Source organism: Pseudomonas sp. 05N432, assembly GCF_056396945.1.
Genome location: NZ_JBFTMM010000022.1, coordinates 14,425 through 28,428, shown reverse-complemented (window position 1 = coordinate 28,428; position 14,004 = coordinate 14,425). Strand labels below are relative to the sequence as shown.

At 59.2% G+C, this 14,004-nt stretch carries 13 protein-coding genes; 10 read left to right on the top strand and 3 right to left on the bottom strand.

What is annotated here, in order from left to right; translation table 11 throughout:
- Positions 1-168: 168 nt before the first annotated feature.
- Complete coding sequence (locus tag AC1DHT_RS24765; RefSeq protein ID WP_427540330.1) at positions 169-1,005, bottom strand: IclR family transcriptional regulator; 837 nt, start codon at positions 1,003-1,005, stop codon at positions 169-171.
- 243 nt (positions 1,006-1,248) lie between these two features.
- Here AC1DHT_RS24765 and AC1DHT_RS24760 point away from each other — a divergent pair, with 243 nt between their 5' ends.
- The 8 genes from AC1DHT_RS24760 (at position 1,249) to phaR (ending at position 8,634) form a co-directional block, all read left to right on the top strand.
- Positions 1,249-2,277 carry an ABC transporter ATP-binding protein gene (locus AC1DHT_RS24760; protein ID WP_427528295.1) on the top strand — a complete coding sequence of 343 codons (1,029 nt, stop codon included), beginning with the start codon at positions 1,249-1,251 and terminating at the stop codon, positions 2,275-2,277.
- Complete coding sequence (locus tag AC1DHT_RS24755; protein WP_427540333.1) at positions 2,274-3,146, top strand: ABC transporter permease; 873 nt, start codon at positions 2,274-2,276, stop codon at positions 3,144-3,146. The genes AC1DHT_RS24760 and AC1DHT_RS24755 overlap by 4 nt, the downstream gene beginning before the upstream one ends.
- A gap of 3 nt (positions 3,147-3,149) precedes the next feature.
- Complete coding sequence (locus AC1DHT_RS24750; protein WP_427540336.1) at positions 3,150-3,944, top strand: ABC transporter permease; 795 nt, start codon at positions 3,150-3,152, stop codon at positions 3,942-3,944.
- 15 nt (positions 3,945-3,959) lie between these two features.
- Positions 3,960-4,250: a (2Fe-2S)-binding protein gene (locus AC1DHT_RS24745; RefSeq protein ID WP_427540339.1), complete on the top strand. Its 291-nt coding sequence runs from the start codon at positions 3,960-3,962 to the stop codon at positions 4,248-4,250.
- On the top strand, positions 4,247-5,599 hold the full coding sequence (locus AC1DHT_RS24740; protein WP_427540342.1) for an FAD/NAD(P)-dependent oxidoreductase: 1,353 nt from the start codon (positions 4,247-4,249) through the stop codon (positions 5,597-5,599). Before AC1DHT_RS24745 ends, AC1DHT_RS24740 begins: the two co-directional genes overlap by 4 nt.
- The gene (locus tag AC1DHT_RS24735) at positions 5,596-6,747 is read left to right on the top strand and encodes an NAD(P)/FAD-dependent oxidoreductase (RefSeq protein ID WP_427540345.1); all 1,152 of its coding nucleotides are present in this window, start codon (positions 5,596-5,598) and stop codon (positions 6,745-6,747) included. Before AC1DHT_RS24740 ends, AC1DHT_RS24735 begins: the two co-directional genes overlap by 4 nt.
- A gap of 14 nt (positions 6,748-6,761) precedes the next feature.
- Positions 6,762-7,805, top strand: coding sequence for an ABC transporter substrate-binding protein (locus AC1DHT_RS24730; RefSeq protein WP_427540348.1), 1,044 nt, complete (start codon positions 6,762-6,764; stop codon positions 7,803-7,805).
- 295 nt (positions 7,806-8,100) lie between these two features.
- Positions 8,101-8,634: a polyhydroxyalkanoate synthesis repressor PhaR gene (gene phaR, locus AC1DHT_RS24725; RefSeq protein WP_427528304.1), complete on the top strand. Its 534-nt coding sequence runs from the start codon at positions 8,101-8,103 to the stop codon at positions 8,632-8,634.
- A gap of 35 nt (positions 8,635-8,669) precedes the next feature.
- Here phaR and phaP read toward each other — a convergent pair whose 3' ends face one another.
- Positions 8,670-9,233: a TIGR01841 family phasin gene (gene phaP / locus AC1DHT_RS24720; protein WP_477761498.1), complete on the bottom strand. Its 564-nt coding sequence runs from the start codon at positions 9,231-9,233 to the stop codon at positions 8,670-8,672.
- Positions 9,234-9,484: 251 nt separating this feature from the next.
- Between phaP and AC1DHT_RS24715 the strand changes: the two genes are divergently transcribed.
- Positions 9,485-11,803, top strand: coding sequence for a DUF3141 domain-containing protein (locus AC1DHT_RS24715; RefSeq protein WP_427540354.1), 2,319 nt, complete (start codon positions 9,485-9,487; stop codon positions 11,801-11,803).
- A 13-nt stretch (positions 11,804-11,816) separates the two neighbouring features.
- Here the strand turns inward: AC1DHT_RS24715 and AC1DHT_RS24710 are convergent, their stop codons facing one another.
- Complete coding sequence (locus AC1DHT_RS24710; RefSeq protein ID WP_427540357.1) at positions 11,817-12,956, bottom strand: AraC family transcriptional regulator; 1,140 nt, start codon at positions 12,954-12,956, stop codon at positions 11,817-11,819.
- A gap of 272 nt (positions 12,957-13,228) precedes the next feature.
- On the opposite strand from AC1DHT_RS24710, the gene phbB reads away from it, so the two are divergent.
- Positions 13,229-13,975, top strand: a complete 747-nt coding sequence (gene phbB / locus AC1DHT_RS24705; RefSeq protein WP_427540360.1) for an acetoacetyl-CoA reductase — start codon at positions 13,229-13,231, stop codon at positions 13,973-13,975.
- Positions 13,976-14,004 lie beyond the last annotated feature (29 nt).

Here is a 14,004-nt window from a genome sequence, read left to right as displayed (position 1 = left end):
TTCCTTTAATAACAATGAGTTGCATTATTCCAACTCGATTGTATTGGATCCAAAACAGCATGTCGCTCTATCGTTGAATACCCTGGATAAATAGCGTTTCGAACAGGCTGGAGACGTTCATGGACGACCTGAAAGCTCGCATCATTTCTATACACGCGAAATGAGATATCAGCCTTGCCCACCGAATATTTGCGAAGGCCGACGCAGGGTCGGATCGAACGGGTTGATCTTCGGCCCGATGGCCGCGGCCTCGCGCTTGAGCATTTCCACGACGGTAGGTAATCGGTCCGGCCCCAATCGGTCACTGATGGTCGCCACACTGAGTGCGGCCACGGCATGTCCGTCGCGGTTGAGTATGGGAACGGCGAGCCCTGCCATGCCTGGCAATGCACCCGTGTTGCGGGCGGCATAACCCAGACGACGGACATTTTCCACCTCCGAGCGCAGGAACACCTCGTCATACAGGTGGAAGTCCTTGAGCCTCGGCAGGTTGTAGCGGATCACTGTCTCGCGCTCGTCTTCGGGCAGGAACGCCAGAATCGCCAGACTGCCTTGCCCCACTCCCAAGGCCACCCGCCCACCAATATCGCCGGTAAAGGTGCGGATCGGATAAGGCCCTTCACTGCGGTCCAGACAGATGGCATCGAAGCCGCTGCGCGCCAGCAGAAATAGCGAATCCCCCAGCGAAGCACTGAGCCGCAGCATGCTCGGCCTGACCAGATCGCGCAGGTTGCCGGTGTTGCCGGCGCGGGCGGCCAAGGCAAAGAACTCCAGGCTCAGGCGGTAACGCTTGCTGCGCCCATCCTGCTCGACCATGCCTTCGTCCATGAGGCTGCGCAGCAAGCGATGAGTCGTCGGTTGCGACAAACCGACCTGCTGCGCCAGTTGGGTCACCCGCTCACCACCTTCAGGGGCCGAGCCAAGCGTTCGCAGCACGGCGAATAACCTGGAGACGCTACCAACGCCGACTTCTTTGGCACTTTCATTCCGATCAGTGGAATTCATTTTGAGTATTTCTCTATAAAAATTTGATCATTGAAAGAAACAGTAGAAATACTCCTTTCAGTGAAATTAGCGCTTTCACCCATCCTAATCTTCGTCCTAATCTGAGTCCACAGGGGCGATTCGAACAATATTTGGCAGCCGACTTACGATCGAGCGCCAGCGCACCCGCGGTATCCCTTCGCATCTGCCCATCACAAAAAAGCGCGTTTCGACGCGTCCAATAAATACAGGTGGAACGCAGGCATGGCATTTCTCCAACTCGAAGGTCTCAGCAAACGCTACGGTGCAATCGACGCTGTCATCGCCACAGATCTGGCGGTGGAAAAAGGCGAATTCGTTTCTCTGCTCGGCCCTTCCGGTTGTGGCAAAACCACTACCTTGCAAATGATCGCCGGTTTCGTCGACGCCACGGCCGGGCGCATCGTGCTGGACGGTCGCGACATCACCCACGCCAAACCGAGCAGTCGTGGCCTGGGGGTGGTGTTCCAGAGCTATGCGCTGTTCCCGCACATGACGGTGCGCGACAACGTCGCTTTTGGCCTGCGCATGCGCAAGGTCCCGGCAGCCGACATTGCCCGGCGGGTGGCCACGGTGCTGGCGCTGGTGCGCCTTACCCAACATGCCGAACGCTATCCACGAGAACTGTCCGGCGGACAGCGCCAGCGTGTCGCCCTGGCCCGAGCCCTGGTGATCGAACCGCCGGTGTTGTTGCTCGATGAACCGCTGTCCAACCTCGACGCCAACCTGCGCGAGGAAATGCAGTTCGAGATTCGTCGCATTCAGTGCGAAGTCGGCATCACCACCCTGATGGTGACCCACGATCAGGCCGAAGCGCTGTCGATCAGCGATCGTGTGGTGGTCATGCAGGCCGGGCGCGTGACCCAGATCGACGAGCCGTACAAGCTCTACGAACACCCACGCACCCGCTTCATTTCCGGCTTCGTCGGCAAGGCCAATATGTTGGCCGGGGACTTCGACACGGCGGGTTGCCCGCAAGTGCGTCACAGCAGCGGCGATGGCGAACTGACCCTCAGCCTGCGCCCGGAAAAGATCGATATGCTCGACGCCGGCAGCGGTCGTCTGCAAGGGCGCATCCTGAGCCGCTATTTTCTCGGCAGCCAATGGCTGTATCGCATCGAGACCGCTGTCGGTGAACTGACCGTGGTCCGCCGAAACGACGGCAGCGCCCCGCTGGCACAAGGCACTGCGGTAGGACTCGACTGGCAGGCCGAACTATTGCGCGTACTCGCAGCTGATGAGGTGTCGGCATGAGCACCCTTGCCGCCATGCGCCAAGGCGGGCGCGGTTACCTGCTGTCGATGCCGGCAATGCTGTTGTTCGTCTGCCTGTTGGTCCTGCCGCTGTGCCTGACGCTGGTGTTGTCCTTCAACGTCTTCGACTACCAACTCGGAGTGAAAAGCGGCGCCTACACCCTCTCCCACTACATCGGCCTGTTCAGCGACTCGTACTTCTACGAGATCTTCTTGCGCACGTTCTGGATCAGTGCCGTGGTGACCTTTCTATGTGTGCTGATCGGCGTGCCCGAGGCCTACATTCTCAGCCGCATGGGGACACCGTGGCGCTCGATCTTTTTGATCCTGATCCTCACCCCGTTGCTGATTTCGGTGGTGGTACGGGCCTTCGGCTGGAGCCTGTTGCTCGGTGCCGACGGCTTGGTCAATCAAGCCATTCAGGGACTCGGCGGGCGTCCGGTGAAGCTGCTCTATACCTCCTTCGCAGTGATCATCGCACTGGTGCACGTGATGCTGCCGTTCATGATCATCCCGATCTGGACCTCGCTGCAAAAACTCGACCCGGCCGCCGAACAGGCGGCGCTGTCCCTCGGTGCCAGCCAGGCCAAGGTCATGCGTTTGGTGGTGTTGCCTCAAGTGATGCCCGGCGTGCTCTCAGGGACGCTGATCGTGTTCGGCCTGTCAGCCAGCTCCTTCGCCATCCCCGGCCTGCTCGGCGGACGACGGCTGAAGATGGTCGCCACCGTGGTCTACGACCAATACCTGTCGGAGCTGAATTGGCCCATGGGCGCGACCATCGCGGTGGCCCTGTTGCTGGCCAATCTGCTGATCATGCTGACCTGGAACCGCATGGTCGAAAGCCGCTATAAAAAAACCTTGGGGGAATAAGGCATGTCCAGAAACGGTCCTCTGTCGCTGGGTTTCCATACGCTGGTGGTGCTGTTCATGATGGCCCCGCTGGTGGTGGTCTGCCTGGTGGCCTTCACCCCGGAAAACACCTTGAGCCTGCCCACTTCCGGCTTCTCTTTGCGCTGGTTCAAAGCCGTCTTCGAACGTGCCGATTTTATCCACGCGTTCTACAACAGCCTGATCCTGGCTTTCGTCGCAGCGTCCCTGGCGACGCTGATCGCAGTGCCCGCCGCACTGGCGATCACTCGCTACACGTTCCCGGGCCGGGATTTTCTCAACAGCGTGTTCCTCTCGCCGATCATCATTCCGCACCTGGTGCTGGGCGTCGCACTGCTGCGCCTGTTCGCCCTGATGGGGGTCAATGGCAGCTTCACCTGGCTGATGCTGGCCCACGTCGTCATCATCACGCCGTACGTGTTGCGGCTGGTCATTGCCGCCGCCATCGGGATCGATCGCAGCGCCGAACAGGCCGCCGAATCACTGGGCGCCAGCCGCTTCACGCTGTTCCACCAGATCACCTTGCCAATGATTCTGCCAGGAGTGGCCGGTGGCTGGCTGTTGGCATTCATCAACAGTTTCGACGAAGTCACCCTGTCGATTTTTGTCAGCTCACCGGCAACCCAGACACTGCCGGTGCGCATGTACGTCTACGCCACCGAATCCATTGATCCGATGATGGCCGCCGTCTCGGCGCTGGTGATTGCATTGACCGCAGCGACCATGATTCTGCTCGACCGGGTCTATGGTCTGGACCGGGTCCTGGTCGGCAAACATTGAAAGGAAAGGACTGAGATGGCGTTGCTCAAACGACTGGCCGAACAGGATCGACCGGGGCTGGCTTTTACCCTCGACGGTCAACCCGCCACAGGCCTGCAGGGCGACACCCTGCTGACGGCAGTGCTGACCTGCACCGAGCACTTGCGTGGCAGCGATTTCAGCGCCGAACCACGCGCAGGTTTCTGCATGATGGGCGCGTGCCAGGATTGCTGGGTGCGCCTGGACGATGGCCGCCGCGTGCGCGCCTGCTCGACCCTGCTGGAAGCGGGACAGGTCGTCAGCCGTGAACCGGGGCGCAAGCCATGAGCGTCGTTATCGTGGGCGCTGGCCCCGCCGGGATTCGTGCTGCGCAAACCTTGCTGGCGCACGGCGTCAAACCGTGTCTGGTGGATGAAGCGCCACGCGGCGGCGGCCAGATTTATCGCCGCCAGCCGGAAAATTTTCGCCGTTCGGCGCAGCAGCTGTATGGCTTCGAGGCCTCGAAAGCCGAGTCGATTCATCGTGCTGTCGATGAGCTGGCGACGCAGATCGACTACCGCCCCGAGACACTGGTATGGAATGCCGAAAATGCTCGGCTGGATACTCTGAGCAATGGTCGCTGCGGGGTTGTGGATTATTCCCGACTCATCGTCGCCACCGGCGCCACTGATCGCATTCTCCCGGTGCCGGGCTGGACTTTACCGGGTGTGTACAGCCTCGGTGCTGCGCAAATCGCGTTGAAGTACCAAGGCTGCGCCATCGGGGAGCGCGTGGCGTTTTGTGGCAGTGGGCCTTTGTTGTATCTGGTTGCCTATCAATACGCCAAGGCCGGCGCAAAGGTCGTGGCAGTGCTGGACAGCGCACCGTTCACAGCCCAATGCCGAGCCTTGCCTGCCTTGCTGGGTCAGCCCGGCACCTTGGCTAAAGGCATGTATTACCGCAGTTGGTTGACCGCCCACGGCATCCCGGTGCATCAGGGGACAACCCTCGAACGCATCGACGGCGAGCAGCGCGTCAGCGCCGTAGCCTGGCGTCAACGTCAACACCAACAACGACTGGAATGCGACGCGGTGGCGTTCGCCCACGCCCTGCGCAGTGAGACGCAACTGGCCGATCTATTGAGCTGTGAGTTCTACTGGAGCGAATTGAACCGAGCCTGGTTACCGCTACGCGACAGTGCCGGACGCAGCACGGTCGAGGGCGTGTATTTAGCCGGTGATGGTGCCGGAATCATGGGCGCCGACGCCGCGGAAATGACGGGCGAGCGCGCCGCCCTGGCGCTGCTCGAAGACTGCGGGCACCCGGTCGACAGCGCCCGCAGCAAGTACCTGGAACAAAAACTTGTCGCCATCGAACGCTTTCGGCATGGCCTGGAAACAGCGTTCCCCTTCCCGGCCGATTGGGCGGCGCAGGCACCGGACGAACTGATCATCTGTCGCTGCGAAGAAGTCTCGGCCGGTGAGGTGCGGACCGTCGTCGATGAAGGCCATTGGGAACTCAACCGGGTCAAGGCCCAGTGCCGGGTCGGTATGGGTCGGTGTCAGGGGCGGATGTGCGGCGCGGCGGCGGCAGAGATCGTCGCCCAGCGCAGCGGCCGGGCGCTGGCCAGTGTCGGCCGGTTGCGCGGCCAGGCACCGATCAAGCCGCTGCCGTTCGGTGTGGAGGTCGAGTCATGAGCACGCTGATAGAAACCGATGTGGTGATTCTCGGTGGCGGTATTGTCGGTGCTTCGGCGGCCTTGATGCTCGCGCGCAAGGGTCAGCAGGTCGTGCTGCTGGAGCGCGACTTTTGTGGCTCGCACGCCAGTGGCGTGAACTACGGCGGCGTACGTCGTCAGGGTCGGCCACTGAGTCAATTGCCACTGTCCCAGCGTGCCCACGAGATCTGGGGCAACTTGCATGAACTGATCGGGATTGACGGCGAGTATGTGCGCTCGGGGCATCTCAAGCTCGCCCGCAGTCATGCGGACATGACCGCGCTGCACGCCTACGCCGAGGCCAGTCGCGGCTTTGGCCTGGGGCTGCAACTGCTCGATCACGCCGAGTTGCGCGCACGTTTCCCGTGGGTCGGTGATGTCGCGGTCGGCGCCTCGCTGTGTCCAGACGACGGTCACGCCAATCCACGGCTGGTTTCTCCGGCCTTCGCCCGCGCCGCACAACGCCTGGGCACACGGGTGTTCGAGCAGACCAAGGTTATACAGGTCGAGCATGACGGGCAGGCGTTCCAGGTGCACAGCGCCAATGGTCTTCAGGTCCGCGCACCATGGCTGCTCAATTGCGCTGGTGCTTGGGCTGGCAGCGTTGCGGCGAAGTTCGGTGAGCCGGTACCGATGCACTCCGGGTATCCGGCGATGCTCGTGACTGAGCCACTGCCTGTGGTCATGGATGTGAGTACCGGTGTCGAAGGTGGCGGCATTTATGCGCGCCAGGTTGCACGCGGCAATTGTGTGTTGGGCGGTGGCCAGGGATTTGCCCTCGGCCCGGAGCAGGCTAGGCCAGGACAGGCGGCAGTGCTCGAGATCCTGCGCAACGCCGCCGAGCTGTATCCGTTTTTGGCGGGTGCCCAGGCGATTCGGACCTGGAGCGGCACCGAAGGTTATCTCCCGGACCGGGAGCCGGTGATCGGCGCCAGCACCACTCAAGCCGGTTTGCTGCATGGCTTCGGCTTCGCCGGGGCGGGTTTCCAGATTGGCCCGGCGGTGGGAGAAGCCTTGGCCGAACTGGTCTGTGCCAGTCACACAACACACCCCATCGAAGCGTTTTCAATCCGTCGTTTTTTATCCACTCCGGCCGCCGTCAGCGGGGACCGTCATTCAATTGCCTAGAGGAAGTCGCGCCAATGAAGAACGTCAATCGTATCGCCCTGTCTTGCCTGCCCTTGGCCAGCCTGCTGCTCACGGCCCCGGCACATGCCGAGCCGACGCTGTATCTGGGCATGAACGGCGGCACCATGGAACGTGTCTATGCCGACAAAGTGTTGCCGGCGTTTGAGAAAGCCAATCACGTCAAGGTCGTGATCGTACCCGGCACTTCCTCGGACATTCTGGCCAAGGTTCAGGCCAGCAAGGACAACCCGCAAATGCACGTCATGTTCCTCGACGACGGCATCATGTATCGCGCCATTTCCATGGGCTTGTGCGACAAGCTGCAGGACAGTCCGCCACTGGCGGACATTCCGGCAAAAGCCAGGATCAAGGATGAGGCCGTCGCCGTCACACTGGGTGTGACCGGTCTCGCGTACAACACGCGAATGTTCAAGGAAAAGGGCTGGACCCCGCCGACCTCATGGATGGATTTGGCCGACAGCCGCTTTAAAGACAAGGTGGTGTTCCAGTCGCTGGCCTCGTCGACCTTCGGCCTGCACGGTTTCCTGATGTTCAACCGCATCCAGGGCGGCAACGAATCCAACGTCGAGCCGGGTTTCAAAACCTGGCCAAAAACCGTTGGCCCCAACGTGCTGGAATACATTGCCAGCTCCGCGAAGATTTCCGAAATGGTGCAAACCGACGAAGCAGCGATCTTCCCGCTGACGCCGACCCAAGTCACCACCCAGAAACTGCTCGGTGTACCGGTTGAATACGCGCAACCCAAAGAAGGCGCAGTGGTACTCAACGTCGCCGAATGCACCATTGCCCACAACGACCAACCGGAACTGGCGCAGAAACTGGCGGCCTTCCTGTTGACCCCGCAAGCACAAGCACCGGCGCTGGAAGAAGGCGACCAGATCCCGTCCAACCCGAAAACCCCGACCACCGACAAGACTCGAGGCCGGGTCGAGGCCATGAACAAATACCTTGAGACGGCCATCTCTATCGACTGGGATCAGGTCAACCAACGGCGGCCGGAATGGAATGCGCGCTGGAGCAAGACGATCGAGCGGTAGGCCACTTCGGTTAACGCCTGCAAAAAGAAAGCACAAACAAAAGGCCCGTAGCGTGGATCGCTACGGGCCTTTTGTTTGCAACCGAGAATTGAGTAGCCCCCTCCCAGCCTGACGGCCTTTTCCCTGGAACAACGGGCGAATCAAAAAGTGCGTAACACACGGCGTTGTGCGGGATGACGAAGAAAGTTCTTACTCTGAACACCCGGCGCGTGCCGCGTGAGGCGACGCATTGGAGTGGCAGTGGTCAGAGTAGGATAAGATGCCTGTAAATCAGGCTCGCCATGAGTAGCCCCGCATGACAGATAACAGTCGGAACACCACCCGTCTGATCAAGAAGTACCCGAATCGCCGTCTATATGACACGCACACCAGCAGTCATTTGACCCTTGCGGATATACGCCAGTTGGTCGTCGATAAAATCCCGTTCGAGGTGGTCGACGCCAAGACCGGCGAGGATCTGACCCGAAGTATTTTGCTGCAGGTCATTCTGGAAGCCGAAAGTGGCGGTGAGCCGATATTCTCCAGTGAGATGCTGATGGGGATTATTCAGTTCTACGGTCCCTACCAGAGCGTCCTCGGCAGCTACCTGGATAAAAGCATCCAGACGGTCATCGACATCCAGTCCCAGACCGGAGCCCAGTCCTCTGAAGCCTGGAGCGAGTTCATGCACCAGCAAGCACCGGTCATGCAGGATTTGATGCGCCAGTATGTCGACCAGTCAAAAGCCCTCTACCTGAACACTCAGAACCTCTTCGGCCTGTTCGGCGGCATGGCACCTGGCAAGCCGGGTGCCGGTGGCGGGACGAAAAAAAATGGCGATGGGGAGTAACCCCATCGCCATCCGTTCAACCGCTCTAATGTGACTTACTTGTTGCCGCTTGTAGCCTTGGCACCTGGAGCAGCTTTGCCGGCTGCTGCGGTCGCTGCCTCAAAACCGCTCTGGGCAACGTCAGTAGCCTGTTTTACGGCTTTCTGTGCGCTTTCAAAAACGGTACCGGCATTCGCCAGCGACGACTTGAATGCAGCCACAACAGGCTCGGAGCCTGCCGGTGCATTCTTGCTGATCACGTCAACGAACTCTTGCACCTGCTGGGTGCCCGCCTCGACCTGACGCGAGRCCAGCTTGGTGATTTCCGAGTGAGTGCCGACAATCAACGCTTGCACCTGGCGATTGAACTCAGCCAGGCGTTCKGCTTGCACATTTGGCTGGGTGAAAGAAGCCTGGAGCTCAGCGAACCCTTGTGGATCACGGACCGCCAGCAGCTTGCGAAAGACTTCGAACTGCTCCTCGGTGGAGGCCTGCAGTGTCTTGAACTGCAATTGGCTGAGCTGTTCAACACTGGAGAAGATTTTGCCGCTGATTTGCTGCAGGAGGTCTAGGTTGGCTTTCTGAGCGTCTTGCAATTTTTCCGAATTGAAAAAAGACATGCTTGAATCTCCTGATTCTGAAAGGCCGACTTGGGCCTGAGGACGCGATAGCGATCCTGCCGGTCATCGCGCTAGACTTAATATTGCAGCGCACAATTTTTTTTGGCAATGGTTTTTTGTGCGGCGCACAAAAGTTTTTCCACCACTGCTGATATTCGCTATAGACTCCTGACATCAAGCGGACAGCCAAGGTCTCGTTCATCTATGAGCCGTAAGCCGCCGCTTCGCATGCATAACCTCAGGAGATCACCATGGGCCAGGAAGACATTATTGCATCGCAATATGAAAAACCTTTCTCTCAACGCGGCCTGTTCGAACACCTGAGTCATCTGCAGCGCCTCAATACGCTGAACATCCTTGATGCTTTGCGCCAGCGCCAGAAAAAAACCCTCGCGCCGCTGAAGCAGGGTCAACTCAGACAACCTACGCCCGCTGAATGGCAGGAATATGTCACTGACCTTGGCCAACGCTGCCTGCTGTTCTGGGACACCCTGCGCCAGCGCGGCGACAATACGCTGGCCCATGAACGCGCCGGGTATCCACTGCTGCTCAAGTTCGATCATGAAACCCTTATCGCAGGCGCCGATCTCCCGCGCCCGGTCAACTATTCACTGCTGCGAATCCTCCCGGGGCCCGAGCAAAAAATCGACAGCAATGGCCAGCCGGTGATCATCATTGACCCACGCGGCGGCCATGGCTCGGGAATCGGCGGCTTCAAACAGGATTCGGTACTGGGCGAAAGCCTCAGAGCCGGCCACCCCACTTATTTCATCTCTTTCAGCCACTCACCACAGCCTGGGCAAACCCTGGCCGATATCGTCGAAGCCCAGGCCCGGTTCATCGAGGTCGTCAGCGCCCTTCACCCAGCCAACAGCAAGCCGATCATTATCGGCAACTGCCAGGCCGGCTGGGCCTTAATGGGATTGGCGGCAACACGGCCGGAACTGCCGGGATTGATCATTATCAATGGTGCCCCCTTGTCGTACTGGGCCGGTGTCAATGGACGCAATCCAATGCGTTACACCGGTGGCCTGCTGGGTGGCGGCTGGATGGCACGCCTGGGCAGCGACTTGGGCAATAACCGTTTCGACGGCACTTGGCTGGTCAGCAATTTCGAAAACCTGGACCCGGCCAACACCTATTGGGGCAAGTACTACCAGTTGTTCAGCCAGATCGACAGTGAGGCTGCACGCTTTCTCGACTTCGAACGCTGGTGGGGCAGCCCGACCCTGCTCAATGGCGAAGAGATCGAGATGATTGTCGATGACCTTTTCATCGGCAACCGGTTGTCCGGCGGCCTTGGCCGCAAGAGCTCCGGTATTGACCTGAAACGGATCGAAGTACCGGTGGTGGTGTTCTGCTCCTACGGCGACAACATCACCCCTCCCCAGCAGGCGTTGAACTGGATCGTCGATGTCTATCCCAGCGATCTCGCCTTGCATGATGCAGGACGTACCATCGTCTACCTGCGACACGCCAGCATCGGCCATTTGGGCATCTTTGTTTCCGGCAAGGTGGCGCGACGTGAACACCGTGGATTGCTCGGTGCAGTCGAAGCCATCAACGCGCTGCCGGCAGGGCTATACGAAATGCTGATCGACGATCTGCCGGCCCCCTCAGGCAGCAGTGACGTGCAATACAGCGTGAGTTTCGAATCAAGGCGAATCGCTGATATCCATGATGATGTCGAGCCAGCCCGTGATGACGATCGCGAATTCTCTCTGGTGGAGCATGCCTCTGAAATCAACAGCGAGTTTTACGACGGGTTCATACGCCCGTGGCTGCGTCAGGTCGTCAACGAGCCCATTGCCGAACTGATGCGCAGGATGCACCCCTTCCATCAGCAGCAAGTGCTATGGAGCAGCCTGAATCCGGCGCTGTGGTGGTTAGCCGGGGCCGCCTCCCAAGTGAGCAGTGATCGTCGTCCCGCACGCCAGGACAACCCGTTGCTGGCGTGGCAGGAGCTGTTCTCCAACCAGATACAAGACGCCCTGAATGCTTATCGCGATGTGCGTGACGCCACTCAGGAGCTGTGTTTTTACGGTATCTACGGCGCACTGGGTACCCTCACCAACAACCACCCGGTGCGAAATCTCCAGGCACATGCCGACCAGCAGGACCAGGCCCTGATCGAACGCCTGCAGGATGCGCTGCCCCATGGCGGCACCCTGGAAGCGTTGGTGCGGATTCTGTTTTTGCTGGGCCGCAACAGCGACAAGGCGGGCAAGGAAAGCATAGAGAAACTGATCCAGCAGGTGCACTTGCTGGTCCAGGATTACAGCACTGAGCCCACAGCCCTGCGCGAAGCCATCCGATTGCAGAACCTGCTGGTTTTTGCCCACCCGCAAGAAAGCTTGCGCAGCCTGCCCTTGTTGCTACCCGAGGCCAAGGAACGCCAACAGGTGCTGACAGCCGTTGGGCAATTAATGCCTGAATTGCTCACGACTGCTGGAACCGAAGGCAAATTCTGGCGTGAACTGCACACGCTGCTCGAAGTCCCCCTGCCCGCTCCCGCCATCGTCGCTAAAGCCCCAAAGCGCCAAGCGACAAAAGATCCAAAGCCTCGATGACCCTCCATAGGGATTAGCGGTGTATCCGTTCGGCGTAGGCGCTGGCGAAGCCTGCGGTCTTATGGTCTCTGCGCTGACCGACGGAGTTCATGGCTCGGACCGGCACGGGCACGGACGCGACTTCCTCGAGCGCAAACAACGACTCATCGGTTCGATACTGACCGGGGGGCATGCCGAACCAGCGGGTGCATGCCTTATGGAAGCTGCTGTGATCATGAAAACCGAGCAGATACGTCACATGCTTCATGTTGAAACGAGAATGGCGCAAATAGAAGTCGGCCAGCTGCCGGCGTACATCGTTCAGGACATCCTTGAATTGCGTGCCATCCTTCTCAAGGCCTCGCTGAAGCGTTCGCTTGCTGATGTTCAGCGCCGCCGCAATCGATTCCATATCACATTGCACCTGGCCCTGCCCCTGGCTCAAGCGCTCGATAATCAGCGCGCGAATCCTGCCAACAATAGAGCCGCCGGACAACTGGTCCAATTGAGCCTCGGCATAGCTGTCATGGAGTATGGCAAGCGCCTCGTTGGCCATGCTCAAAGGACTCAGAAGCTCCTCGCCATCGAACAGGATGCTGTCATAAGCCGCCCCGAAACGCAGCGGGCAGCCAAAAAGCCGCTGATGCTCCGACGTGTCTTCAGGCTCGGGATAAGCGAACTCTACACTCAACGGTTGCGGCGACTTGCCACCCGCCAGCCAGCGGCAGAAACCCAGCAGCGAAGCCAAGCCCGCATCCGTATATTGCCGGGGTTTGACCGAGTCACGTTGCTGATGATCGAGGCTGGCCAGACGGAAATGTTGCTGCTCCTGGACAAAGAAAAGGCTGAATCCGGTACTAATCAACGGGCTGAAACGAACCAGGCGTTCGAGCGCCCTTTTCAGATTCGAACTGGACATCATCGTGTAGCCCACGATCTGAAACACGCCGGGGTGGAAACTCCCGTAGGCTTTCAAACCGATGTTCGGATCATTCGAGGCCTGAGCAGCCAGATCCCAAAGACGATAGATAACGCTCCGCTCGCAGTATGCTCCAGGTTTATTCACGAACTCGACGTCCAGTCCCGCCTCCTGGCACAGACCGGTAACGTCCAGTCCTTGAGCCAAAAGCGTATTCGCCAGCATGCCTGCATAACCTGAACTCATTCTATACATAGCGCCCTCAATAACCTGTGGAACCGAACATCCTGTCCGGAGCCGATATTGACCTACGCTGAACATATTTCAGCCATGTTTCACGAATATTAATTATCCGTTCCGTTTCAAGTATTGATCCCAGTATAGGTACTCCTCATTTTTTGCAAGCGGTCTAAAACGCCTGTGTGGCACCGATGGACACGAATACGTCACCTACCAACACTTCCGCACGAACCGTTGATATCGAACAATCTTCTCTCCTGCAGCGCAAAAAGAAGGGAAGTAGAAATATGGAGTCGCGTAGTCGTATTGCGGTAGTAACAGGTGGTATGGGCGGCATTGGTACAGCCATCAGCCAACGTCTGTACAAGGAAGGCTTCAAGGTTATTGTCGGCTGCAGTGCCAATTCCGGCCGCAAGGATGACTGGATGGCAACACAGCTTGCAGCAGGCTATCGATTCGACTGCGTCGAAACCGACATCACCGATTGGGAGTCGACCCGCAAGGCCTTTGAGATGGTGCGCGAACACTTCGGGCCGATCGACGTACTGGTCAACAATGCAGGCATCACTCGTGACGCGTCCTTCCGCAAGCTCACCCCGGAAGACTGGAACGCGGTGATCGGAACCAACCTGAACAGTTTGTTCAACACCTCCAAGCAAGTCATCGAAGGCATGCTCTCCAAGGGTTGGGGGCGGATCATCAACATCTCGTCGATCAACGGCCAGCGTGGCCAGTTCGGTCAGACCAACTACTCGGCCGCCAAGGCTGGCATCCATGGCTTCACCATGGCACTGGCCCGGGAAGTTTCCGGCAAGGGCGTGACCGTCAACACCGTCTCCCCAGGCTACATCCAGACCGACATGACTGCGGCAATCCGCAAGGACATTCTGGACGGCATGATTGCCGGCATTCCGGTGGGTCGCCTTGGCCAACCCGACGAGATCGCCTCGATCGTGGCCTGGCTGGCCTCCGATGAGTCCGCCTACAGCACCGGTGCCGACTTCTCGGTAAACGGCGGCATGAACATGCAGTAAGCCCAACCAGGGCATGAATGCCCTGGTGT

Bases quoted from the DNA above. Each gene is read 5' to 3' on its own strand.
- AC1DHT_RS24710 (WP_427540357.1), bottom strand. From the start codon at position 12,956: ATGTATAGAATGAGTTCAGGTTATGCAGGCATGCTGGCGAATACGCTT.
- AC1DHT_RS24740 (WP_427540342.1), top strand. From the start codon at position 4,247: ATGAGCGTCGTTATCGTGGGCGCTGGCCCCGCCGGGATTCGTGCTGCG.
- phaR (WP_427528304.1), top strand. From the start codon at position 8,101: ATGACAGATAACAGTCGGAACACCACCCGTCTGATCAAGAAGTACCCG.
- AC1DHT_RS24715 (WP_427540354.1), top strand. From the start codon at position 9,485: ATGGGCCAGGAAGACATTATTGCATCGCAATATGAAAAACCTTTCTCT.
- AC1DHT_RS24755 (WP_427540333.1), top strand. From the start codon at position 2,274: ATGAGCACCCTTGCCGCCATGCGCCAAGGCGGGCGCGGTTACCTGCTG.
- AC1DHT_RS24730 (WP_427540348.1), top strand. From the start codon at position 6,762: ATGAAGAACGTCAATCGTATCGCCCTGTCTTGCCTGCCCTTGGCCAGC.
- phbB (WP_427540360.1), top strand. From the start codon at position 13,229: ATGGAGTCGCGTAGTCGTATTGCGGTAGTAACAGGTGGTATGGGCGGC.
- AC1DHT_RS24735 (WP_427540345.1), top strand. From the start codon at position 5,596: ATGAGCACGCTGATAGAAACCGATGTGGTGATTCTCGGTGGCGGTATT.
- AC1DHT_RS24750 (WP_427540336.1), top strand. From the start codon at position 3,150: ATGTCCAGAAACGGTCCTCTGTCGCTGGGTTTCCATACGCTGGTGGTG.
- AC1DHT_RS24745 (WP_427540339.1), top strand. From the start codon at position 3,960: ATGGCGTTGCTCAAACGACTGGCCGAACAGGATCGACCGGGGCTGGCT.
- AC1DHT_RS24765 (WP_427540330.1), bottom strand. From the start codon at position 1,005: ATGAATTCCACTGATCGGAATGAAAGTGCCAAAGAAGTCGGCGTTGGT.
- AC1DHT_RS24760 (WP_427528295.1), top strand. From the start codon at position 1,249: ATGGCATTTCTCCAACTCGAAGGTCTCAGCAAACGCTACGGTGCAATC.